Consider the following 22,229-nt stretch of genomic DNA (forward strand, 5'->3'; position numbering starts at 1 on the left):
ATCCGGCATCAAATGGTCAACGAACTGTTACCCGATGGTCATCGCCGGGTCATGGAACTGCCATACGGTCTGGTTAATGTCCGTCACCAGTCACTCGCAGCCAACGCCGATCAGGACGGTCGCAAGGCGGACATTCATCCTTGGCAGGACGCCGGAACCCTGATCCCCAAGATCAGCACCAGACAAGAGAAGCCCCATGACCGCAGCCATCCATGTCGACCGTTTGAACAAGACATTTGCACGCAAGACCGCTCTGGTTGACCTTGCATTGTCTATACAACCCGGAGAAATGGTGGCGCTGATCGGCGCTTCCGGATCGGGCAAATCCACGCTGTTGCGACATCTGGCCGGCCTTGCCTGCTGCGATCGCGGCAATGGCGGCAGTGTCCGCGTATTGGGCCGCGAAGTGCAGGCTGCGGGCCGCCTCAACGGCAAGGTACGCCGACTGCGCGCCGACATCGGCTACATCTTTCAGCAATTCAATCTGGTCAATCGTCTGAGCGTGCTGGACAACGTGCTGCTCGGTTGCCTGGGCCGCATGCCGCGCTGGCGTGGCAGCCTGGGCCTGTTCAACGCCGAAGAAAAGGCCCGCGCCATGGCCAATCTGGACCGCGTCGGCCTTGCCGATTTCGCTCAGCAACGGGCGTCGACCTTGTCCGGTGGTCAGCAGCAGCGGGTGGCCATCGCCCGCGCCTTGACTCAGCAGGCCGAAGTCATTCTGGCCGACGAACCCATCGCCTCGCTGGACCCCGAGTCTGCGCGCAAGGTCATGGAAATCCTCGCGGACATCAATCGCCAGGATGGCAAGACCGTGGTCGTCACCCTGCACCAAGTGGACTACGCGGTGCGCTATTGCCCGCGTGCCGTGGCGCTCAAGGGTGGACGCATTCATTTCGACGGCAATGGCGCCGACCTCGACGGCAAGTTCCTCAACGATCTTTACGGTGCCGATGCCGGTGCCAGCTTGATGTTCGCCGATCAGGGCCGCACACCCGGCAGGCCGCCGCGCTTCGCTCTGGCCCAGGCCTGACTGGCACCGCAACAGCCCCTCACAACAACACACAACACCTCAACCCATGTTCCAGGAGCTCTCCATGTTGAACCGTATCGGTCGCGTGTTCGCCTCTGCCGCTCTCGTTGCCGGCTGCCTGACAGGCACCGCGCAAGCAGACGACAACACCCTCAACTTCGGCATCATGTCCACCGAGTCCTCGCAAAACCTGAAAAGCGTCTGGCAGCCGTTTCTCGATGACATGTCGAAAAAGACCGGCCTGAAAGTCAACGCCACCTTCGCCTCCGACTACGCCGGCCTGATTCAGGGCATGCGCTTCAGCAAGGTCGACGTGGCGTGGCTGGGCAACAAGGCCGCCATGGAGGCCGTGGACCGCTCCGGCGGCGAGATCTTCGCCCAGACTGCCGCCGCCAACGGCGCGCCCGGTTACTGGAGCCTGATCATTGCGCGCAAAGACAGCCCGATCAATTCCATCGACGACATGTTCAAGCATGCCAAGGAACTGACCTTCGGCAACGGTGACCCGAACTCCACCTCTGGCTACCTGGTGCCGGGCTACTACGTGTTCGCCAAGAACCACGTCGATGCCGCCACCGCGTTCAAGCGCACGCTGAACTCCAGTCACGAAGTCAATGCGCTGAGCGTCGCCAAGGGCCAGCTGGACGTCGCCACCTTCAACACCGAAAGCTGGGATCGTCTGGCAGTCACCCAGCCGGAAAGCGCCGCCAAGCTCAAGGTGATCTGGAAGTCGCCGATCATCCCGGCCGACCCGATGGTCTGGCGCAAGGGCATGGCCGACGCCACCAAAAACAAGGTCCGGGATTTTTTCGCCACCTACGGCGACACCGACGAAGAAAAAGCGGTGCTCAAGAACATGCAGATGGGCAAGTTCCTCAAGTCCTCGGATGACCAGCTCCTGACCATCCGCCAGTTGGAGCTGTTCAAGCAGAAGACCGAAACCACCGCCAGCACCACCCTGAGCGCCGATGAGAAAACCGCAAAACTGAAAGAGATCGACGCCGGCCTGACCAAGCTGCAGGACCGCATCTCGGAACTGGACAAACAGAGCACCGCCAAGGCGGGCTGATCGGCACGGCGCGGCTGGACCGCCGCGCCTGCTTCCAACGCATCTGATACCGGGACTCTGTCATGAGCACTCATGCTGTATACGCTGACGCTGTCGGCAAGCGCACCTGGCCGCAATACCTGGGCTGGGGCCTGTTCCTCGCGATGATGGCCTGGGCCTGGCACGGCGCAGAAATGAACCCGCTGGCGCTGTACCGCGACTCCGGCAACATGGCGACCTTTGCCGCCGACTTCTTCCCCCCTGATTTCCACGAATGGCGCGCTTACCTGCAGGAAATGATCGTCACTGTGCAGATTGCCTTGTGGGGCACGCTGCTGGCGATCCTCTGCTCGGTGCCGCTGGGCGTGCTTTGCGCCGACAACATCACACCGTGGTGGATTCATCAGCCGCTGCGCCGGGTCATGGATTCGTTCCGCTCCATCAATGAAATGGTCTTCGCCATGTTGTTCGTGGTGGCAGTGGGGCTGGGCCCGTTTGCGGGAGTTCTGGCCTTGTGGATCAGCACCACCGGGGTGCTCGCCAAGCTGTTTGCCGAAGCCGTGGAAGCCATCGATCCAGGGCCTGTTGAGGGTGTACGCGCCACCGGTGCCAGCGCCTTGCAGGAAGTGATTTTCGGGGTCATCCCGCAAGTCATGCCGCTGTGGATTTCCTACGCCCTGTACCGCTTCGAATCCAACGTGCGCTCGGCGACGGTAGTGGGGATGGTCGGCGCAGGCGGCATCGGCGTGATCCTCTGGGAAAACATCCGCGCCTTCCAGTTCACCCAGACCTGTTCGGTGCTGCTGGTGATCATCGTGGTGGTCAGCGTCATCGACATTTTCTCCCAGCGCCTGCGCAAGCAGTTCATCTGACGATTACGACAGGAGAGGGTGCAAACCCTTTTTTTAGCCATGCAGTTGTCTAGACAATCCGAACGCCCGCATCGGGAACCGATGCAAAGAGAACCCAGGTACCGGGAACTGGCGGACACCCTCCGCAACGAACTGAACCACTACATCGCGGGTGAGTTTCTGCCCGCCGAAACCCAACTGGCGGCGCGCTTCGACGTCAACCGCCACACCGTGCGCCGGGCCATCGACGAACTGGTGCGCGAAGGCAGCCTCTTGCGTCGCCAGGGCAAGGGCACCCAGGTGCTGGGCCGCCCGCTGGTGTACCCGGTGGCCGCCGAGAGCGCCTACAGCCAGTCGTTGTCGGCACTGGGTCATGGCGTCGAAGCGGTGTTGCTGCAACGTCGTCAGTGCGTGGCCACTCGCGAAGAGGCCGAGCATCTGGGCCTTCAAGAGCACGCGCCACTGATCGAACTGCAAACGCTGCGCCGCCTCGACGGCCAACCGGTGAGCCTGATCCGCCATCGCTACTGCGCCAGCCGCGCCGGGCTGGTCGCCGATTACAAGAGCGGTTCGGTGCGTCAGTACCTGGCGTCCCGCGACCTGCCGTTGACCCGCACCTTCAGCCTGATCGGCGCGCGCCTGCCCAGCCGGGAGGAGGCCAGCGTGCTGCTGATGCCGCGTCACCTGCCGGCGCTGACCGTGCTCACCCTTTCCCGCGATGCCGACGGACGCCCGGTGGAGATTGCCCATTCCACCAGCCGCTCCGACCGCTTCCAGTATCAGATCGTCACCTGACGGAGATGCCCTCGATGACTGCCCCATTCTTCACGTCCACCCCTGACGCTTCATCTGAACATCACGCCGCCCGCCAGCACTGGATTGGCGTGCTGTCGCGCACCCGCCGCGCAGATTTGCTGCCCCATGAAGGCGCCCTGCGCGATGCCGAATACCAACTGATCCGTGCTCCGGAAATCGGCATGACGCTGGTGCGCGGGCGCATGGGCGGCAGCGGCGCACCGTTCAACCTCGGCGAAATGACCGTGACCCGCTGCGTCGTGCGCCTGGCGGACGGTCGCACCGGCTTCAGCTACCTGGCCGGGCGCGACAAGGCCCACGCCGAACTGGCCGCTTTGGCCGACGCCCATTTGCAAGGCCCGCAACAGGCTCACTGGATGGGTGAGCTGATCGAACCCCTGGCGCAGGCTCAAGCCGTGCGCCGCTCTGAACAACAAGCCGAAACCGCAGCGACCAAAGTGGACTTCTTCACCCTGGTCCGAGGAGAGAACTGATGGACGCAGTGACCGCAAGTGCGACCCTGTTGCAGCCCGCTTTCGCCGATCCGGTGCTGGATTCGCAACGCAGCTTCCGCGCAGCCCTCAAGGCCCTGGCCGGGCCGGGCGTGGCCCAGAGCCTGCTGTCGGCGCAGATCCCGCCGCATCTGCAAGGGCTGGCCTCGGCCAGTCACGCGCTGTGCCTGGCGCTGCTGGATGTCGACACGCCGCTGTGGCTGGCGCCCCAATTCGACACCCAGGCCATTCGCGCCAACCTGACCTTTCACTGCGGTTGCCCCATCGTCGGCGACCGGCAGAACGCGCGCTTCGCCTTGCTCGACGAGAGCCAGCTGCACGACCTGAGCGGCTTCGATCTGGGCAACGACCGCTACCCCGATCAGTCCTGCACGCTGCTGATTCAACTGCCGAGCCTGCAGGGCGGTCGTCAGCTGGCCTGGCAGGGGCCGGGCATCGAGAGCAGGAACCACGTCAGCCTGCCGCTGCAGGAAGCCTTCTGGCAGGAGCGCCATTCGCGCAATGACTTCCCCCGTGGCCTCGACGTGTTCTTCGTCGCCGGCAGCGAATTGATGGGGCTGCCGCGCAGCACTCAGGTTCTTCTTAAAGGAGCTCAGTGATGTACGTTGCCGTCAAAGGTGGCGAACAGGCCATCGACAACGCCCACAAGCTGCTGGCGAAAAAGCGCCGCGGTGACACCTCGGTTGCCGAGCTAAACGTCGAGCAGGTTCGTCAGCAATTGCCCCTGGCCGTCGCCCGGGTCATGACCGAAGGCTCGCTGTACGACGAAGAACTCGCCGCACTGGCCATCAAACAGGCCGCAGGCGATCTGGTGGAAGCGATCTTCCTGCTGCGCGCCTACCGCACCACGCTGCCGCGCTTCAACGCCAGCCTGCCCATCGACACCTCGGCGATGCAGATCAACCGGCGTCTGTCGGCGACTTTCAAGGACGTGCCCGGCGGGCAACTGCTCGGCCCGACCTTCGACTACACCCACCGCCTGCTGGATTTCACCCTGCTGGCCGAAGGCGAATACCCCGGCCCGCAGGCTCGCCCCGGCGCAGCCGTCGAGGCTTGCCCCAGGGTGTCCGGCCTGCTGGCCATCGAGGGGCTGATCAAGGAAGAGGCTGACACCGGTACGCTAGTCGCCGACATCACCCGCGAGCCGCTGGAGTACCCGGCCAGCCGCGCAGAGCGCCTGCAGGCGTTGGCCCGTGGCGATGAGGGCTTTCTGTTGGCGCTGGGCTATTCGACCCAGCGCGGCTACGGCCGCAATCACCCGTTTGCCGGGGAGATTCGTGTCGGTGAAGTCCAGGTGTGGATCGAGCCGGAAGAGCTGGGTTTTCCGATTTCCATCGGCGCCATCGAGGTCACCGAGTGCGAGATGGTCAACCAGTTCGTCGGCTCTGCGACCGAACTGCCGCAGTTCACCCGAGGCTACGGCCTTACCTTCGGCCACGCCGAACGTAAGGCCATGGGCATGGCGCTGGTGGACCGCTCGCTGCGCGCCGGGGAGTACGCCGAGGAGATCGTCTCGCCCGCGCAGCAGGAAGAGTTTGTCCTCGCCCACTGCGACAACGTCGAAGCCTCGGGCTTCGTCTCGCACCTGAAACTGCCGCACTACGTGGACTTCCAGGCCGAACTGGAACTGATCCGCAAACTGCGCAAGCCTTCCAAGGAGTCGGCTCAATGAATGCCGCCACTGAACCTCGACAGCAGCCCCGCCCACACTCTCGTCCAGAGCGCGACGAAGCGTACAACTTCGCCTACCTGGACGAACAGACCAAACGCATGATCCGTCGCGGCCTGCTCAAGGCCGTGGCGATTCCCGGTTACCAGGTGCCGTTCGGTGGCCGTGAAATGCCGCTGCCCTATGGCTGGGGCACGGGCGGCATGCAACTGACCGCTGCGATTCTCGGCGCTGAAGACGTGCTCAAGGTCATCGATCAGGGCGCCGACGACACCACCAACGCGGTGTCGATCCGCCGTTTTTTCGCCCGCACCGCCGGCGTCGAAACCACTGAGCGCACCCCGGACGCGACGATCATCCAGACCCGTCACCGCATCCCGGAGACGCCGCTGCATGCCGACCAGATCATGGTCTTTCAGGTGCCGATTCCTGAGCCGCTGCGTTTCATCGAACCCTCGGAAACCGAAACCCGGACCATGCATGCGCTGGATGACTACGGGGTGATGCACGTCAAGCTCTACGAAGACATCGCCACTTTCGGCCACATCGCCACGGCCTACGCCTACCCGGTGACGGTGGACGAACGCTACGTGATGGACCCGTCGCCCATCCCGAAATTCGACAACCCCAAACTCGACATGAGCCCAGCGCTGATGCTGTTCGGCGCCGGTCGAGAGAAGCGCTTGTACGCCGTTCCGCCATACACCCGCGTCACCAGCCTGGACTTCGAGGATCACCCCTTTGAGGTGCAGAAATGGCAGCACAACTGCGCCATCTGCGGCAGCCCTGACTCATTCCTCGACGAGTTGATTCTCGACGACCAGGGCACGCAAAGTTTTGTCTGCTCGGACACCGACTACTGCGCGCAACGGGTCGATGACGTGAGGGCAAAGCCATGATCGCTGCGACCAAGCTGCAACCAGAGGCGATCACCGATCGCAGCCAGCCGCTGCTCAAGGTCAAGGGCCTGAGCAAACTGTACGGGCCGGAGAAGGGCTGTCAGGACGTCAGTTTCGAGCTGTACCCCGGCGAAGTGCTGGGCATTGTCGGCGAGTCCGGCTCGGGCAAGTCGACCCTGCTGTCGCTGCTCAGCGGCCGTTGCCCGCCGGACGCTGGCGTCATCGATTACCGCACCACGCAAGGCGACTGGCTGGACCTCTACAGCGCCAGCGAAGCCCAACGCCGCACCTTGCTGCGCACCGAATGGGGTTTCGTCGAACAGAACCCGCGCGACGGCTTGCGCATGGCGGTCTCGGCAGGCGCCAACATCGGCGAGCGGCTGATGGCCCAGGGCGTGCGCAACTACCAGCAACTGCGCGCCGCAGGGCTGGACTGGCTCAATCAGGTGGAGATCGATCCGGCGCGCATCGACGACCTGCCACGGACTTTTTCCGGTGGCATGCAACAGCGTTTGCAGATCGCCCGCAACCTCGTGTCCGGCCCGCGTCTGGTGTTCATGGACGAACCTACCGGCGGCCTCGATGTGTCAGTGCAGGCGCGCTTGCTCGACCTGATGCGCGGCCTGGTGCGTGAGCTGGACCTGGCGGTGGTCATCGTCACCCACGACCTGGCCGTGGCGCGTCTGCTGGCTGATCGCCTGATGGTCATGCGCCGCTCGCGGGTGGTTGAAACCGGGCTCACCGATCAGATCCTCGACGACCCTCAGCACCCGTACTCGCAGCTGCTGGTTTCTTCTGTGCTGCAACCGTGATCGGACTTTTGGAGTGGCTTTGATGAACACGCTGATCGAGGTCCAGGACCTCTCGAAAACCTTCACCCTGCATCAGCAGAACGGGGTGGTGCTCAATGTGCTGCGCGGCCTGAATTTCTCGGTGCGCGGCGGCGAATGCCTGGTGTTGCACGGCCATTCCGGGGCGGGCAAAAGCACCTTGCTGCGCACGCTGTACGGCAACTACCTGCCAGCGGGCGGCAGCATTCGTGTGCTGCACCAGGCCCAGTGGCTTGAGCTGGTCGGCGCCGAGCCTCGGCAAGTGCTTGACGTGCGTCAGCGGACGCTGGGCTACGTCAGCCAGTTTTTGCGGGTGATCCCCCGCGTCGCGACGCTGGACGTCGTCATGGAACCGGCACTGGCCCGAGGCTGGGGTCGCGAAGACGCCAAGGCCCGCGCCGAGCTGCTGCTGGCACGCCTGAACATTCCCCAGCGCCTGTGGCAACTGGCGCCGGGGACTTTTTCCGGCGGCGAGCAGCAGCGCGTCAACATCGCTCGGGGCTTCATGGTGCCGTGGCTGGTGATGCTGCTGGACGAACCCACCGCATCGCTGGACGACAGCAACCGCGCGGTGGTGCTTGAGCTGATCAACGAAGCCAAACACGCCGGTGCCGCGCTGATCGGCATCTTCCACGACCGCCTGGCCCGCGAAGCGGTGGCCGACCGCGTGCTCGACATGACCCCTCAAGAATCGCCAGACAAGCACCTGACCGCCAAGGAGTTGCTGCAATGCTGAACGAACAGATCCTGACCAACGCCCGCATCGTCACTGCCGATCAGGTGTTCACTGGCACCGTGGTCCTGCGGGACGGGCTCATCAGCGACGTGCAAACCGGTGTGAGCTATCTGCCACACGCGCATAACCTCGATGGCGATTACCTGTTGCCGGGGTTGGTTGAGCTGCACACCGACAACCTGGAAAAACACCTGAGCCCGCGCCCCGGCGTGGACTGGCCGTCTGCCTCGGCGGTGATGAGCCACGATGCGCAGATCATCGCGGCGGGCATCACCACGGTGTTCGACGCGCTGTCCATCGGCGACGTCAACCCCAAGGGCAAGCGCATGCAGCAACTGCCGGGCATGGTCGAAGCCATCGCGAAAGCCAACGCCGCCGACATGACCCGCGCCGAGCATCGCCTGCACCTGCGCTGCGAAGTCTGCCACCCCGACACCCTCAGCGTGTTTCGCGACCTGGTCGAACAGCCGCTGGTGCAACTGGTCTCGACCATGGACCATTCGCCGGGTCAGCGTCAGTTCGCCCTTGAATCCAAGTACCGTGAGTACTACATGGGCAAGTACCACTTGAGCGGCGAGCAGATGGACGAGTTCATCGTCGAGCAGGTCGCCAACTCCAAGGTCTACAGTGATCGTTATCGCAAGGCCATCGTCGACATCTGTCTGGCCCGCGGCCTGTCGGTGGCCAGTCACGACGACGCCACCGTCGAGCATGTCGAGGAGTCGGCCGGCTACGGCATGACCATCGCCGAGTTCCCGACCACCCTGGAAGCGGCGCAGGCCTGTCGTCGTCTGGACATGAGCGTGCTGATGGGTGCGCCGAATATCGTTCGTGGCGGCTCGCACTCGGGCAATATCGCGGCGGCGACCCTTGCTAAAGAAGGGCTACTGGATATTCTCTCCAGCGATTATTATCCGGCCAGCCTGCTGCAGGCGGCGTTCACCCTGGGTGCGCAACTGGACGACGATCAGCCTCAAACGGGTGCAGGGCTGGCCCGGGCCGTGACCACCGTAAGCCTGGCGCCGGCGCGGTCGGCAGGGCTGCACGATCGCGGCGAGATCCGTGTCGGTCTGCGCGGCGATCTGATTCATGCCCGAGCCGTGGGCAACCTGCCAGTGATCCAGCAGGTCTGGCGACAAGCGAAGAGGGTTTTCTGATGGCAGGCAGGTTGATCTATCTCATCGGACCGTCCGGTTCGGGCAAGGACAGCCTGCTGGATGCCGCACGCGAACCGTTGGCCGCTCGTGGCTGCCGGATCGTGCGGCGGGTTATCACTCGTTCGGCGGAAGCCAAGGGCGAGGCGGCGCAGGCAGTGAGCGTCGAACAGTTCGCGCAGATGCAGGAGCAGGGCGCGTTTGCCCTGAGCTGGTCCGCCAACGGGCTGCATTACGGCATTCCGAGCGAGATCGACCTGTGGCTGGCCGAAGGGCACGATGTGCTGATCAACGGCTCGCGGGGGCATCTGCCACAGGCCCGGGAGCGTTACCCCGATCTGCTGGTGGTGCTGCTGAGTGTCGATCAGGTGGTGCTGCGCGAGCGCTTGCTGGCGCGGGGCCGGGAGTCGGCACAGGAGATCGAGGCACGGCTGTCGCGCAACGCGCAGTTTGCCGATGATCTGCTGGCCGCAGCCGGCACCGCCAACCCTTCGCCCATCCTGCTGCTGGACAACTCCGGGGCGCTGGAGCAGACCGTCGCTCGTTTGCTGCAACGCCTCGACCGGGAGCACGCATGCGCCTGACCTTGCTCGGCACCGGCGATGCGCGACAGGTGCCGGTGTACGGCTGTCAGTGCCCGGCCTGCGAAGCGGCGCATGCTGATCCGCGCTTGCGCAGGCGACCGTGCTCGGCGCTGGTCGAGCTGGGGAATCAACGCTGGTTGATCGACAGCGGCCTGCCGGACGTCACCGAGCGTTTCCCGCCCCGCAGTTTGAGCGGCATCCTCCAGACCCACTACCACGCCGACCACGCTCAAGGCCTGTTGCATCTGCGCTGGGGGCAGGGGCTGGTGATTCCAGTGCACGGCCCCGCCGACCCGGACGGGCTGTCGGACCTGTACAAGCATCCGGGAATTCTCGACTTCAGCCAGCCCTTCACAGCGTTTGAGACGCGTGTGTTTGGCGAGCTTCAGGTGACAGCGCTGCCGTTGCTGCATTCCAAACCGACGCTGGGTTACCTGCTCGAAGGCGGCGGCCGGCGGGTGGCCTACCTCACCGACACCGTGGGCTTGCCCGCAGACACCCTGACCTTGCTGCATCAGCACGCGCTGGACGTGCTGATCCTCGACTGCTCGATGCCCCCTCAGCCGCAGACCCCGCGCAATCACAATGACCTGAACCTGGCGCTGCAGATCATCAACGCGCTGAAACCGCGCACCGGCGTGCTGACCCATGTGGGGCACATCCTGGATGCGTGGTTGATCGAGCATGGCGATCAGCTGCCCGATCAAGTGATGGTGGCCAGAGACGGGATGCAGGTCTGAGCCCCACGGACAGGCCATGGCGACGGGTCACATGACCATCTGTCGTTCACTCAGGTAATACGCGGGCTGGCGTTCAACTTTTCCCCGGCACAGCCGTTGCAGAAGGATGCAAACCTGCATTTTTTCGGAGTTTAACCATGCCCTTGATTCCCACCCGTATTGCTGGACGAATGACCCTGGGAATCCTGACATTACTGGTCCTCACCGCCGTGGCGATTTTCGCGGTCATGACCCTCGGCGGCAAACCCCAACTGGTGGCCGCCGGTACCGAGTCGGCCGAGCAGTCAGCCAGCGCCATTACCCGCCAGTTGGCCTTGCCCCTGAGCCGTATTGAAGGCACCGCCGCGGCGATGGCGCTGCTGGCCGAAACGCTGCCTCACGATGAAGCCCTGTTCATGAGCAACTTTCCCGGCCTGATCGACAGCCAGGGTGACGCCGCCATCGCCGGTGGCGGCCTGTGGCCGGAGCCCAACGCCTTTGCGCCGGGCACCGAGCGTCGCAGCTTCTTTTGGGCACGTAACGCCAGCAATACGTTGGACTTTTCGGACGAATACAACCAGGCCGCGACGCCGCCGTACCGCGCGGAGTCCTGGTACACCGGGGCCAAGGCCGCGCCGGCCGGTCGTTGCGTCTGGTCGGACGCCTATCAGGACCCGGTCAGCGGCGTGGCCATGACCACCTGCAGCGTGCCGTATCGGGCCCAGGGTGCGTTCGCCGGTGTCGCGACCATCGACCTGAAACTCGACGGTCTGGCAGCCTTCCTCAAAGACAAAGGCGGTGTCACCGACGGCTATGCGTTTGCGGTCGACCCTTCCGGCAACCTGCTGTATTTCCCCGACGCCAAAGGCTCCAAAGGGCTGTTAACTATCACCGGCTTGAGTCAGGAGCAGCCTTGGCTGAAACCTGTGGCGGATCAGCTCGCCAGCAACACCTCGACGCTCTCGACGCTCAGGCTCGAACACGATGGCCGACTCAACGGCCCGGCCTATGTCACGCTGGCGACCATGACCGGCACCGGCTGGCGCATCGGGCTGGTGACGCCTGAAGCACGGGTGGTCGGCCTGGCCAACCGCTTGACCGGGCAAATCCTGCTGTTCCTGCTGCCGCTGTTGGGCGTGTTGCTGGGCTTGGCATGGCTGGCGGGCAAGCGCCTGCTGACGCAACTGGAGGAAACCACCGCACAGATTGCCAGCCTGGGGCAGGGCGGGCATACCGATACGCAGCTGACCATTGTGCGCGCCGACGAAATCGGCGCGTTGCGTGAATCGGTCAACCGCTATGCCGGTTCGCTGCGGGACATGTTGCACCGCATTGCCGAAGAGTCGGTGTCGCTGGAGCGCCAGGCCAACGATCTGGCCCAGCTGTCCCACGGCTTGGCCGAGCGCGCCGAAGCCCAGCGCCAGGACAACACCCTGCTGGCCACGGCCATCACCGAGATGTCGGCCAGCGCCAACGAAGTCGCCCACAACACCACGGACTGCTCCGACACCGCCCGACGTTCGTTGGGCGAGGCGCAGAAGAGTCAGGATCAGGTCAACAGCAACAGCCAGTTCATCGAAGCGCTGGCCAGCGATATTTCTGGCGCTGCGGGGGCGATCACCCAGCTGGGCGACGACATCGAGCGCGTGGGCAGCGTGCTGGAGGTGATCAAGTCGATTTCCCAGCAGACCAACTTGCTGGCCCTCAACGCCGCCATCGAAGCGGCGCGGGCGGGCGAGCAAGGTCGCGGCTTTGCGGTGGTGGCCGACGAGGTACGCACGCTGGCGGGACGAACCCAGTCGTCGGCCAATGAGATTCAGGAGATGATTTCGCAATTGCGTCAGGCATCCAGCTCTGCGGTCTCGACCATGCAGACCGGCGCCGAACGCACCCGCGAGTCCGTGCAGCAGGCCGTCGCGGTGGCAGCGACGCTGGGCACCACGGTGTACAGCTTCGACGACATCGTCCAGCGCGCCCACCAGATTGCCGTGGCGGCGCAGGAGCAGAGCCACGTCACCCACGAGATCAACGAACTGGCGGTGCGCATCCACGCCTCCAGCGAACAGGGCGCGCGGGACGCCAGCACCTTGCGCGAGCTGGGCAAGGGCATGCAGTCCATTTCCACACGTCTGGGGGCGTTGAGTCGGGCAGAGCGCCGGGGGTGATGGCCCTGGCTGCAAACCAGCACATTTCTACAATGCACAAGCGCAAACCCGGTCTACGCTGAATCTTCCCAGCTCATTTCCCGAGGATTGCGTCACATGTCTATCTTGACCCTGAAAGACGGCACCGAGTTTTTCTACAAGGACTGGGGCACCGGGCAGCCCATCGTGTTCTCCCACGGCTGGCCGCTGGATGGCGATGCCTGGGATGCGCAGATGCTGTTCCTCGGCCAGAAGGGCTACCGCGTGATCGCCCATGACCGCCGTGGTCACGGGCGCTCCGGCCAGACCTGGGAAGGTAACGACATGGACACCTACGCCGACGACCTGGCGCAGCTGTTCGAAGCGCTGGATCTGAAAGACGCGATCATGATCGGCCACTCCACCGGCGGCGGCGAAGTGGCGCGTTATATCGGTCGTCACGGTTCGTCCCGCGTGGCCAAGGCCGTGCTGATCGGGGCTGTGCCACCGCTCATGCTCAAGACGCCAGCCAACCCCGAAGGCTTGCCAATCGACGTGTTTGACGGCATCCGTGCTGGCTTCACGGCTGACCGCTCGCAGTTCTTCAAGGACCTGGCTGTGCCGTTCTTCGGCTTCAATCGCGAGGGTGCGAAGACTTCCCAGGGCGCGATCGATTCGTTCTGGTCCATCGGCATGCTCGGCAGCGTCAAGGGCGAGTACGACTGCATCAAGGCGTTCTCGGAAACTGATTTCACCGAGGACCTGAAAAAGATCGACGTACCGACGCTGATTCTGCACGGCGACGACGACCAGATCGTGCCGCTGGTGGCCTCTGGCGAGAAGAGCCACACGCTGGTGAAAGGCTCGACACTGCACTTGGTCAAGGGCGGTTCCCACGGCATGTGCACCGTGCAGGCCGATGAAATCAACGAAATTCTGCTGGGCTTTATCAAGGGCTGATCCCACATCTGTGGGAAACTCGGATCTGTGGGAAGCTGTGCGACAGTGGCGAAAGCGGCCTGCCTGACACACCGCTTTCGCGGCCGTCGTAACCTCCGGCTCCTACAGGTATTATGCAGTGCTTGAGATTTGCTGCCTGGCAACCGGGCCTGTCGCGCTTTGCGGCCACCCCCCACCCAATGCCCGGAACGTCGACACCGCAGCCCGTGCGTCATTGGCGTGCAACTGCGCCAGCTGATCCCGTGAGACCAGCAACTGTTGATCCCTCACCAGCACATCCACCAGGCTGATTGCCCCGCCTTTGTACGCGTCCGCGCCAACGGTGCAGCCCGCCATGGCAATCAACAGTGCGCTCAGGGCGAAGACGCCGCTGCGTTTGAAACGAGACGCCAGGGTGGTCATGGGGCTGTCCTCGAAACGGGGTGCTGAAGGGGAAAATAGCGATCATGGGGTCAATGGGCCTCGGCGGAAGGGGCAGCCGGCGGTGCGACCTTGCGCATCAGCGGCACCATGGCCACGGCGATGATGAAACAGACCATGATTGCCAGGAACGCATCCGAATAAGTCTGCGTCTGGGCCTCGCGATAAGTCAGCAGCCACAACTGATGCAACGCCGAATGACTGGCCTCTGCTGCGTTCTGGCCGAGGCTTGCGAAGTTGCCGGTGACGGTTGCGAGCCAATTGTTCATGGCCTCGTTGCTGTCATTCAGGTGCTCGGCCAGGTGCGTGAAATGCAGGTTAGTGCGGTCGTTGAGGATCGTGGCACAGGCCGCGATGCCGATGGCGCCGCCCAGGTTACGCATCAGGTTGAACAGCCCGGACGCCTGTTTCAGCCGCGAAGGGTGTAGGCCGCCGAGGGTCAGGGTCACCGTTGGCGGCACGGCCATTTGTTGCGCGAAACCGCGAATCGCCTGAGGCAGCAGCAGTTCATGGCCGCCCCAGTCGTGGGTGATCGGCGAGAAATCCCACATCGACAGGGCGAACAGCGACAGGCCGAACATCATGATCCAGCGCAGGTCGACGCGGTTGGCGAGAAAGCCGTACACCGGGATCGCCAGCAGCTGAAACACGCCGGTGGAAAAAACCGCCTCGCCAATCTCCAGCGCGCTGTAGCCCCGTACGCGGCCCAGAAACAATGGGGTCAGGTAAATCGTGGCGAACAGGCCAATACCGGTGACGAAGGAGAAGAAACAGCCCAGGGCGAAGTTGCGGTCCTTGAGGGCGCGCAGGTCGACCACCGGGTTTTTCGACACCAGCGTGCGGCCAATGAAGGCCAAGGCAGACAGACCGGAAATCCAGGCGGTGGTGAGGATGGTCTGGTCGCTGAACCAGTTCCAGCGTGGGCCTTCTTCCAGGGTGTATTCCAGGCAACCGAGGAACAGTGCGAGAAAGACCATGCTGATGTAGTCGGCGCCCTTGAGCAGCTTGAGGTCCATCGAGTCGATGTTGACCAGAATCGGCACGGCGATGGCGACGAAAATCCCGGGCACCAGGTTGATGTAGAACAGCCAGTGCCAGGACGACACGTCGGTGATCCAGCCGCCGATCACCGGGCCCAATGTCGGCGCCAGCGAGGCGATGGCGCCGATGGTGGAGGCTGCGATCACCCGCTGTTTGCCACCGAAAAACATGAACGCCGAAGTGAACACCATCGGGATCATCGAGCCGCCGAGAAACCCTTGCAGGGCACGGAAAGCAATCATGCTCTGGATGTTCCAGGCCAGACCACACAAGAGACTGGCGAGGGTGAAGCCCACGGCCGAAGCACAGAACAGCCAGCGGGTGGAGAACACCCGCGCCAGCCAGCCGGAGAGAGGAATCACCACGATTTCGGCGATCAGGTAGCTGGTCTGCACCCAAGCGGTTTCGTCGGAGCCGGCCGACAGCCCACCGCCGATGTCACGCAACGAGGCGGAGACGATCTGGATGTCGAGCAGGGCGATGAACATTCCCAGGCACATGCTGGCGAAGGCGAAAACCTTGGCCGAGGTGGCCATCGAAGCCGCGTCAACCGGCCCTTTTGGCTTGGCAGCAAGGGCGTCGGCAGCGGCGGTGGTGGCGCTCATTGGGCTTTCTGCCCGTCAGCGGCGCTGGCAACTTCTGTTTGAGAAACGCTGGCCCTGGTGTCGACTTCAGCGACCACCGACAAGCCCGGACGCAGCTTGCCAAGGTTGCCGTCTTCGCCATCCAGGTACACCCGCACCGGCACCCGCTGGACGATCTTGGTGAAGTTGCCGGTGGCGTTCTCCGGTGGCAGCACGCTGAACTGCGAGCCCGTGGCCGGGGCCAGGCTGTCGAGATGGCCGTGGAACACCTGACCCGGCAGCACATCGGCCTCGATGGTCACCGCCTGGCCCGGCTGCATGTGGGTGAGCTGGTCTTCCTTGAAGTTGGCGTCGACCCACAATCCTTTGGCCGGCACCACCGAGATCAGCTGCGTGCCGGCAGCGGCATAGGCGCCGACCCGGGCGCGGCGGTTGCCGATCACGCCATCCACCGGGGCGCGCAGTTCGGTGTAGCCGACGTTCAGTTGCGCGAGGTCGCGTTCGGCCTTGGCCTGTTCCAGTGCGGCGCGGGCTTGTTGTTTCTGAGTCGAGATCACGTCCAATTGACGTTGCGAAGCAAGCATCAAGGCCTGGGCCTTGGCGCCGTTGGCCTGGGCGGTCTTGTAGGTGGCATCGGCGCGCTGGAAGCTCTCGACCGAGACCGCCGAGCGCCCCGCCAGCACCTGATAACGCACCTGGTCATCGCGGGAACGGACCGTCTCGGCGTTGGCCGCATCGATGCCCGCCCTGGACTGACTGACCACCGCGTGTTGCAGCTGCTCGGTAGCGTCCAGATTGGCCAGCAGCGCTTCCTCAGCGGCGACTGCGCCTTGGGCTTTTTTCAGCGCCGCCAGGTAATCGCGGTCATCGATCTTCACCAACAGGTCGCCGGCGTGAACGAACTGGTTGTCGACCACTTTAAGTTCGGTGATGTAACCAGGGACTTTCGGCCCGATCACGGTCACGTCGCCGCCCACATAGGCGTCGTCGGTGGATTCGAGAAAGCGCCCGGTGGTCCACCAGTGCGCGCCAAACAACACGGCGCCGATCAGCGCAGCACTGCCCAGCGACAGCACCATCAGGCGTTTGCCCCGGGCAGGTTTCGGCGGTGCGACAGCAACGGCGGGCTCGGTGACGGATTGTGGTGAGTTCATCGCGGATTACCTGTGGGGCTGCAGTGGCTGGGAAGGGGTGGCGGGAAGCGTGTTGCGATAGGCGTCGCGACGTGGGCGGCCGGTCTCCAGACGCCAGGCAGACAGGCTTTCGGCCGGCCCTCTGTACGAAGGCTGTGCTCGCGCATGTTGATGCGTTTGCCGGTGTTGCCATCGGTCAACACCACGTCGACGGCCTGGCCGGTGGTCTCGTCGAACAGTTCGATGTTCGAGCGCTGGCCGGAAAAGTGCGTGTTGCCGAACTTCATCAGGGTCAGCACCACCTGGCGGAAGTCACGGCCACGCTCGGTGAGCAGGTAGTCGTAGCGGGTGGGTTTGTCGGTGTAGGCGCGGCGCTCGATCAGCCCGGACTCGATCAGGTCATTCAGGCGGCGGGTCAGGGTGCTGGAAGCAATGCCCAGGCTTTTCTGGAATTCGTCAAAACGGCTCAGACCGTAGGACAGGTCGCGCAGGATCAGGATATTCCACCAGTCGCCTACGTGTTCGAGACTCAGCGCGATCGGGCAAGGCATGTCAGCGAAGCTTTTCTTCCTCATGGCCGGGATCCTCAGAACGACGTCTGCGTTAATATTATGTATATAATCTAATGATGTGGCTTTCATCGTGCAAGTCACTATTGATATGAAAGTGACAGGCGGTGTGGTGGGCCTCACTGGGCGCCGCCGCTACACTGCCGGGATCGCGAAGGAGGAGATCGAGATGAATGAAATGCCCTATGAGCCTGAAACCCTGAGCCGCGCTGACCTCGACGCTTTGGCGGGCGCGACGGTTGTCGAATTCGGCACCGATTGGTGCGGCCACTGTAAGGCGGCGCAACCGCTGATCGGCGAGGTGATCGCCGAATACCCACAGGTGCGCCGATTGAAGATCGAAGACGGTAGCGGCCGTCGCCTGGGGCGTTCATTCAGGGTCAAGTTGTGGCCGACCCTAGTGTTTCTGCGCGACGGGCATGAAGTCGCGCGGCTGGTGCGGCCCACCGGGGTGGGTGCCATCGATGAGGCGTTCGAGACGTTGGCGCAGCAGGGCTGAGGGCAGACGAAACTTGATGTCATCGACACTGCGCACTCGGGTGGAAACTCGACCTGTGGGAGCGAATTCATTCGCGATGGGCCAGTACAGCCGACCGCAATTTGTCGTCTGACATCCCGTCTCGTCGGGATGCCGCCCAGAATGAATTCGCTCCCACATGGGGATTTTGGTGGCCGGGCAATCTGTGGCAGGCAGTGTCTTACCGACGCAGATACGCCGCAAAATCAATATCCCCGGCGCTGAGGATTGCCTGCACCCGGTTGTGCACGTTGAGCTTGCGCAGGATCGCCGAGACGTGGGCTTTCACCGTGGTCTCGGCGATGGCGAGGCTGAAGGCGATCTGTTTATTGGAGTCGCCCTTGGTCATGCGTTCGAGAACCAGCAGCTGCTTGCGGGTCAGGGCCTGGAGCAGTTCCGGCGGCAGGTGCGGCGCGTCGCCGTGGTTGCGTCGTGAGGCGGGTTTCTGGCTGCGGATGATGTCCGAAGGCAAGTAGACGTTGCCGTTGAGGATCTGCTCGATGGCCTCGGTCATCTGCTTGCGCGGCGACGATTTGGTGATAAACCCCACCGCGCCATAGGTGATCGCCTGCAGCACGACCTGCTTGTCCTGCTCGGCAGAGACGATCACCACGGGAATGGTCGGCGCTTCGTTGCGCAGATTGATCAACCCATTCAGACCATGCATGCCGGGCATGTTCAGGTCCAGCAGGATCAGGTCCAGATCGTCATGCTCGCGGGTCAAGGCCAGGGTGCTGTCCAGGTCTTCGGTTTCCATGACCTCCACGCCCGGAAAACCATCGCTGATGACGTTATGAATGGCTTCGCGAAACAGCGGGTGATCATCGGCGATCAGGATCTTGTACATGGTTTTGCACCTTTCTTATTGTTCAGCCTTCGACGCAGTTCAAGGTCGGCAGAGGTGGTGCCCAGGCAATCGGCCGATGGTCTGGGTGGCATTACATGTCAGTAGCGCCACTTTGTGAATGCAACCATAGAGACGAAAACCCGTACTAAAGTCGTAATGGCGCGATACGGCACTACCAGCCGAGCGCTTCGGGAGCCTGGGCGAATAACTGCGCCAGTTCTTCATGGGCGCTGTGAGATCGTTTCATTTCCACCCATACCGCAGGGTTGGCCATGGACTTCAAGCCGTTGATCAGCGCGTTGAGGTCTGCTTGAGGCGCACCCGCGTCGCGCTTGTGGATGTATTCAAAAAGCCGCGAGCGATAAGAGCCGAACGCCAGGCGCCTTGCTTCGATGAGCACGTCACGATTGTTCAACGCAAGAACCCGGCAGGTATAGGTTGCACGTTTTTCCGAGAGTGTCCCGGCGTCATCGTTGGCGATGAAGTTGAACGTGTCGATGATGTCCAGCCAGAGAAACTCTTGCGGATTTTCAAAACGTGGATTGATCAGCGCATGCGCTCCGGCAGCCGGTTCAACGACCTCGGCACCCTTGGCCCTGCCGACATGCACTAAGTCACCTTCCGCGTTCAATACCGCGTATTGATTGCCTTTGGGGCTGTTGCACGGTCCGCATGCGTAGACGTAGTTGTTCCAGTCGAACACCCGATCAGGGTAAAGGTCCTTGGGCGCAATGTGCTCGACTTCATCGGCCATCGAGTCTTCGCAGTAGCAGCAACGACGCGTGTTCGTGCACATCTTTGCCAGTGCAGCCCGAACCTGTTTGAACACTGCATTGGTCTTGGTATTGCGCGCTTTGAATTCGGCTTTCGCGCTCGTTACCCGTTCGGGATAGGTGTCATGGGCATCGACAATCCCTTGATACGTTGCCAGCCCGTCAAGCATGGATTGGGGCACGGGTAGATCGGCCAGGCGAATCATTCAACCTCCAGCCCGGACCTCGATGCCACTGAGGCGGTCGTGGGCATGCAGGCGCGCAATGTTTCGATTCTCAGCAGCCCGGCTTGATCGATCTTTCCCAGCGCCTGCTTGCGGTTGAGTTGGGCCAGTTCCAGCAACTGCGCCTTTGAAGTTTCCGAGCGCGTCACCTCATCGCCAAAGAAAGCCGTGTCGTAGGCTTCCAGAATATTGCCGAAAATCAGCCGGTTGAGGGTGTCACCTTTGACCTGACCGCCTTTTTCATCGCTGCCAGGCGTCGGTAGACGCCAGACCGTTCCGTGTTCTGCCGCCTGGCAAATGATGGGACTGTGAGTGGTGACAATGAATTGCAGACGCGGGAACACCTTCAGGAACCATGGTGCGATGCGTTTCTGCCAGGAGGGATGCAAGTGCGCGTCAACCTCGTCAATGACCACCACACCCGGTAGGGAAATGGCCCCCGAGCGAATCTGGGGTGCAACAATCGCCTGACCGTAGCTGATGGTGAGCTGGCGAATCAGTTCGAACGTCAGGCTGAGGATTGAACGGTACCCATCACTCAGGAAGTCGACGCTGACCTCATGGCCGTTGCCGTCGATAAAAATGATTTCCTCGGAAGTGATGCGACTGATGCGCGAACCATGGGGCAAAAGCTCACCGTTGTTGATGAACGAGATGACGCAATCGAGAAACTGGGAATCGTCCTTGCTCTCCAGTTGTTTGATATGGAGCGACTTCAACCATTCAAGGCACTCGGTCAGCGCAATGTCTTCGCCAAATGCGGTGAGATGGGGGGCCAGGCGCGGGTTGGTATAGAACATCCGCTCATAATCACGGTTACCGCCGGTAAAGCGCCGAAACGGCCCGAATGAGGCGGAGAACCAGCCTCTGCTGCGGCCCCAAAGCGCTCGTTCAAGTCCCTTCGAACTGTGTTTGCCTTCCACCAGAATCGCACCGGTACTCAAGGCTTCGTTGTTGGATTCGATGACGATTTCGCAGGCCAGTTTTTTCACGGGGGCACGCCCTTGGCCGGTGATCGAATCGACCTCAGGGTTCCATGTCAGGTGAGCGGTAACGTTGGCCTGGTCACACCCCGTTCGAAGCCAGGTGCTCCAGTCTTGCCGCAATGCCCGGGCTTCGGCAGGGCCTGCAAGGGCCAACGCCAGTGATTTCACGAAGCTGGACTTACCCGCACCGTTGTCGCCCAGAATCACGTGCCAGCCCCATGGCTTGTCCTCAGGCACCTGAAAAACAAACTTCTCATGAGAACGAATGCCGGCGATTTCGAGTTTCGTCAGGTACATGGTGTGGTCCGATCCAAGGCAAGGCAGGCATTTTGCGTCGGTTTGTCGAGATGGTCCATGGCTGGCCCGCAAAGCCGCTCGGTACCCGAGATATTCATTCCCCCGACGCGCCGTAGTTCATGATCGACAGCAAGCGGATCGGCACCTGCACCAGAGATTCCGGGCCATGGGGGATGTCGCCATCGAAGGTCAGACTGTCGCCGGCCTCCATGTGGTACAGCTGGTTGCCGTGGCGGTACACCAGCTCGCCCTCCAGCAGATGCAGGAACTCGGTGCCGGGGTGGGAAAAGGTCGGGAACTCTTCACTGGCGTCGTCCATGCTCACCATGTAGGCCTCGAAGCTCTTCTTCGGCCCGCGGGTGTGGTTGAGCAGATGATAGGTGTGGCCTTTCTCGGTGCCACGGCGCACGACTTCCAGCCCTTCGTCGCGCTTGACCAGCAGCGCGCTGCTGCCTTGCTGATCGTACTGACTGAACAGCTTGGACATGGGCATGCCCAGGACGTCGCACAGGCGGCTGAGGTTATCCAGGCTGGTGGACACCTGGGCATTCTCGATCTTGCTCAACATGCCCTGACTGATGCCGGCGATGCGCGCCACATCAGCCAGTTTCAGCTCCTGCGCCTGGCGCTGGCGTTTGATCTGAATGCCCAAGTACTGCTCAAGCTTGAGCTTCGGTTGTTCTTCAGACGTACTCATCGGCTTTGCACGGTTTCCGTTCGATAATTTTAGTTTCGCACCAGGAATGTGCGATTCAAAGACCCGGCTGCTCGGTCGGCAGCGGATTATTCCCTCAAGGAAAATGAGTTTCCCATATATACAGCCGAATTTCCGCCTCCCGCGCGATTCATTTCCTGGCATACCCAGTTGGCAAGACGCTTGCATTCCTTATGGGAAATTAACTTTCCTGAATGGAATAAAAACCCGTCA

At 62.6% G+C, this 22,229-nt stretch carries 23 protein-coding genes and 2 pseudogenes; 17 read left to right on the plus strand and 8 right to left on the minus strand.

Going from position 1 to position 22,229, the window contains the following annotated elements:
* Positions 1 to 196: 196 nt before the first annotated feature.
* The 16 genes and pseudogenes from phnC (at position 197) to AC07V9_RS02980 (ending at position 13,910) form a co-directional block, all read left to right on the plus strand.
* The gene (phnC, locus tag AC07V9_RS02905; protein ID WP_495014196.1) at positions 197 to 1,030 is read left to right on the plus strand and encodes a phosphonate ABC transporter ATP-binding protein; all 834 of its coding nucleotides are present in this window, start codon (positions 197 to 199) and stop codon (positions 1,028 to 1,030) included.
* 64 nt (positions 1,031 to 1,094) lie between these two features.
* Positions 1,095 to 2,099, plus strand: a complete 1,005-nt coding sequence (phnD, locus tag AC07V9_RS02910) for a phosphonate ABC transporter substrate-binding protein (RefSeq protein WP_495014197.1) — start codon at positions 1,095 to 1,097, stop codon at positions 2,097 to 2,099.
* Positions 2,100 to 2,161: 62 nt separating this feature from the next.
* Positions 2,162 to 2,950, plus strand: a complete 789-nt coding sequence (gene phnE, locus AC07V9_RS02915) for a phosphonate ABC transporter, permease protein PhnE (protein ID WP_495014198.1) — start codon at positions 2,162 to 2,164, stop codon at positions 2,948 to 2,950.
* Positions 2,951 to 2,989: 39 nt separating this feature from the next.
* Positions 2,990 to 3,724, plus strand: a complete 735-nt coding sequence (phnF, locus tag AC07V9_RS02920; protein WP_495014566.1) for a phosphonate metabolism transcriptional regulator PhnF — start codon at positions 2,990 to 2,992, stop codon at positions 3,722 to 3,724.
* Positions 3,725 to 3,738: 14 nt separating this feature from the next.
* Positions 3,739 to 4,218, plus strand: a complete 480-nt coding sequence (gene phnG / locus AC07V9_RS02925) for a phosphonate C-P lyase system protein PhnG (RefSeq protein WP_495014199.1) — start codon at positions 3,739 to 3,741, stop codon at positions 4,216 to 4,218.
* Positions 4,218 to 4,835, plus strand: coding sequence for a phosphonate C-P lyase system protein PhnH (gene phnH, locus AC07V9_RS02930; protein ID WP_495014200.1), 618 nt, complete (start codon positions 4,218 to 4,220; stop codon positions 4,833 to 4,835). Before phnG ends, phnH begins: the two co-directional genes overlap by 1 nt.
* Positions 4,835 to 5,908 (plus strand): carbon-phosphorus lyase complex subunit, encoded by a 1,074-nt coding sequence (locus AC07V9_RS02935; RefSeq protein ID WP_495014201.1) that lies wholly within the window; start codon positions 4,835 to 4,837, stop codon positions 5,906 to 5,908. The genes phnH and AC07V9_RS02935 overlap by 1 nt, the downstream gene beginning before the upstream one ends.
* A complete protein-coding gene (locus tag AC07V9_RS02940) occupies positions 5,905 to 6,804 on the plus strand; it encodes an alpha-D-ribose 1-methylphosphonate 5-phosphate C-P-lyase PhnJ (RefSeq protein WP_495014202.1) in 900 nt (299 codons plus the stop codon). The genes AC07V9_RS02935 and AC07V9_RS02940 overlap by 4 nt, the downstream gene beginning before the upstream one ends.
* Positions 6,801 to 7,616, plus strand: a complete 816-nt coding sequence (phnK, locus tag AC07V9_RS02945) for a phosphonate C-P lyase system protein PhnK (RefSeq protein ID WP_495014203.1) — start codon at positions 6,801 to 6,803, stop codon at positions 7,614 to 7,616. The genes AC07V9_RS02940 and phnK overlap by 4 nt, the downstream gene beginning before the upstream one ends.
* A 22-nt stretch (positions 7,617 to 7,638) precedes the next feature.
* A complete protein-coding gene (gene phnL, locus AC07V9_RS02950) occupies positions 7,639 to 8,370 on the plus strand; it encodes a phosphonate C-P lyase system protein PhnL (RefSeq protein WP_495014204.1) in 732 nt (243 codons plus the stop codon).
* On the plus strand, positions 8,364 to 9,527 hold the full coding sequence (locus AC07V9_RS02955; protein ID WP_495014205.1) for an alpha-D-ribose 1-methylphosphonate 5-triphosphate diphosphatase: 1,164 nt from the start codon (positions 8,364 to 8,366) through the stop codon (positions 9,525 to 9,527). Before phnL ends, AC07V9_RS02955 begins: the two co-directional genes overlap by 7 nt.
* A complete protein-coding gene (gene phnN, locus AC07V9_RS02960) occupies positions 9,527 to 10,108 on the plus strand; it encodes a phosphonate metabolism protein/1,5-bisphosphokinase (PRPP-forming) PhnN (protein WP_495014206.1) in 582 nt (193 codons plus the stop codon). The genes AC07V9_RS02955 and phnN overlap by 1 nt, the downstream gene beginning before the upstream one ends.
* Positions 10,099 to 10,848 (plus strand): phosphonate metabolism protein PhnP, encoded by a 750-nt coding sequence (gene phnP, locus AC07V9_RS02965; RefSeq protein WP_495014207.1) that lies wholly within the window; start codon positions 10,099 to 10,101, stop codon positions 10,846 to 10,848. The genes phnN and phnP overlap by 10 nt, the downstream gene beginning before the upstream one ends.
* A gap of 395 nt (positions 10,849 to 11,243) precedes the next feature.
* Positions 11,244 to 12,134 (plus strand): annotated as a pseudogene (locus AC07V9_RS02970) (PDC sensor domain-containing protein); the annotation flags it as partial.
* 255 nt (positions 12,135 to 12,389) lie between these two features.
* A pseudogene (locus AC07V9_RS02975) lies at positions 12,390 to 12,992 on the plus strand (methyl-accepting chemotaxis protein); the annotation flags it as partial.
* A 96-nt stretch (positions 12,993 to 13,088) separates the two neighbouring features.
* Positions 13,089 to 13,910, plus strand: coding sequence for an alpha/beta fold hydrolase (locus tag AC07V9_RS02980; RefSeq protein ID WP_495014208.1), 822 nt, complete (start codon positions 13,089 to 13,091; stop codon positions 13,908 to 13,910).
* Positions 13,911 to 14,021: 111 nt separating this feature from the next.
* On the opposite strand, the gene AC07V9_RS02985 is transcribed toward AC07V9_RS02980, so the two are convergent.
* The 4 genes from AC07V9_RS02985 to AC07V9_RS03000 are packed head-to-tail and all read right to left on the minus strand — an operon-like array spanning position 14,022 to position 17,663.
* Entirely contained in the window at positions 14,022 to 14,312 is a 291-nt protein-coding gene (locus tag AC07V9_RS02985) for a hypothetical protein (protein ID WP_495014209.1), read from the minus strand.
* 50 nt (positions 14,313 to 14,362) lie between these two features.
* A complete protein-coding gene (locus tag AC07V9_RS02990; RefSeq protein WP_495014210.1) occupies positions 14,363 to 15,976 on the minus strand; it encodes a DHA2 family efflux MFS transporter permease subunit in 1,614 nt (537 codons plus the stop codon).
* A complete protein-coding gene (locus tag AC07V9_RS02995; protein WP_495014211.1) occupies positions 15,973 to 17,109 on the minus strand; it encodes an HlyD family secretion protein in 1,137 nt (378 codons plus the stop codon). Before AC07V9_RS02995 ends, AC07V9_RS02990 begins: the two co-directional genes overlap by 4 nt.
* The gene (locus AC07V9_RS03000; RefSeq protein ID WP_495014212.1) at positions 17,106 to 17,663 is read right to left on the minus strand and encodes a winged helix-turn-helix transcriptional regulator; all 558 of its coding nucleotides are present in this window, start codon (positions 17,661 to 17,663) and stop codon (positions 17,106 to 17,108) included. The genes AC07V9_RS02995 and AC07V9_RS03000 overlap by 4 nt, the downstream gene beginning before the upstream one ends.
* Before the next feature lie 163 nt (positions 17,664 to 17,826).
* On the opposite strand from AC07V9_RS03000, the gene AC07V9_RS03005 reads away from it, so the two are divergent.
* Positions 17,827 to 18,156, plus strand: a complete 330-nt coding sequence (locus AC07V9_RS03005) for a thioredoxin family protein (RefSeq protein WP_495014213.1) — start codon at positions 17,827 to 17,829, stop codon at positions 18,154 to 18,156.
* A 199-nt stretch (positions 18,157 to 18,355) separates the two neighbouring features.
* Here AC07V9_RS03005 and AC07V9_RS03010 read toward each other — a convergent pair whose 3' ends face one another.
* The 4 genes from AC07V9_RS03010 to AC07V9_RS03025 form a co-directional block, all read right to left on the minus strand.
* Complete coding sequence (locus AC07V9_RS03010) at positions 18,356 to 19,021, minus strand: response regulator (protein WP_495014214.1); 666 nt, start codon at positions 19,019 to 19,021, stop codon at positions 18,356 to 18,358.
* Positions 19,022 to 19,193: 172 nt separating this feature from the next.
* The gene (locus AC07V9_RS03015; protein ID WP_495014215.1) at positions 19,194 to 20,000 is read right to left on the minus strand and encodes an HNH endonuclease family protein; all 807 of its coding nucleotides are present in this window, start codon (positions 19,998 to 20,000) and stop codon (positions 19,194 to 19,196) included.
* Positions 19,997 to 21,301 (minus strand): AAA family ATPase, encoded by a 1,305-nt coding sequence (locus AC07V9_RS03020; RefSeq protein ID WP_495014216.1) that lies wholly within the window; start codon positions 21,299 to 21,301, stop codon positions 19,997 to 19,999. The genes AC07V9_RS03015 and AC07V9_RS03020 overlap by 4 nt, the downstream gene beginning before the upstream one ends.
* A 94-nt stretch (positions 21,302 to 21,395) precedes the next feature.
* Positions 21,396 to 21,998, minus strand: a complete 603-nt coding sequence (locus tag AC07V9_RS03025) for a cupin domain-containing protein (protein WP_495014217.1) — start codon at positions 21,996 to 21,998, stop codon at positions 21,396 to 21,398.
* Positions 21,999 to 22,229: the final 231 nt, after the last annotated feature.

This window comes from Pseudomonas sp. GW821-FHT02A11 (genome assembly GCF_059421985.1).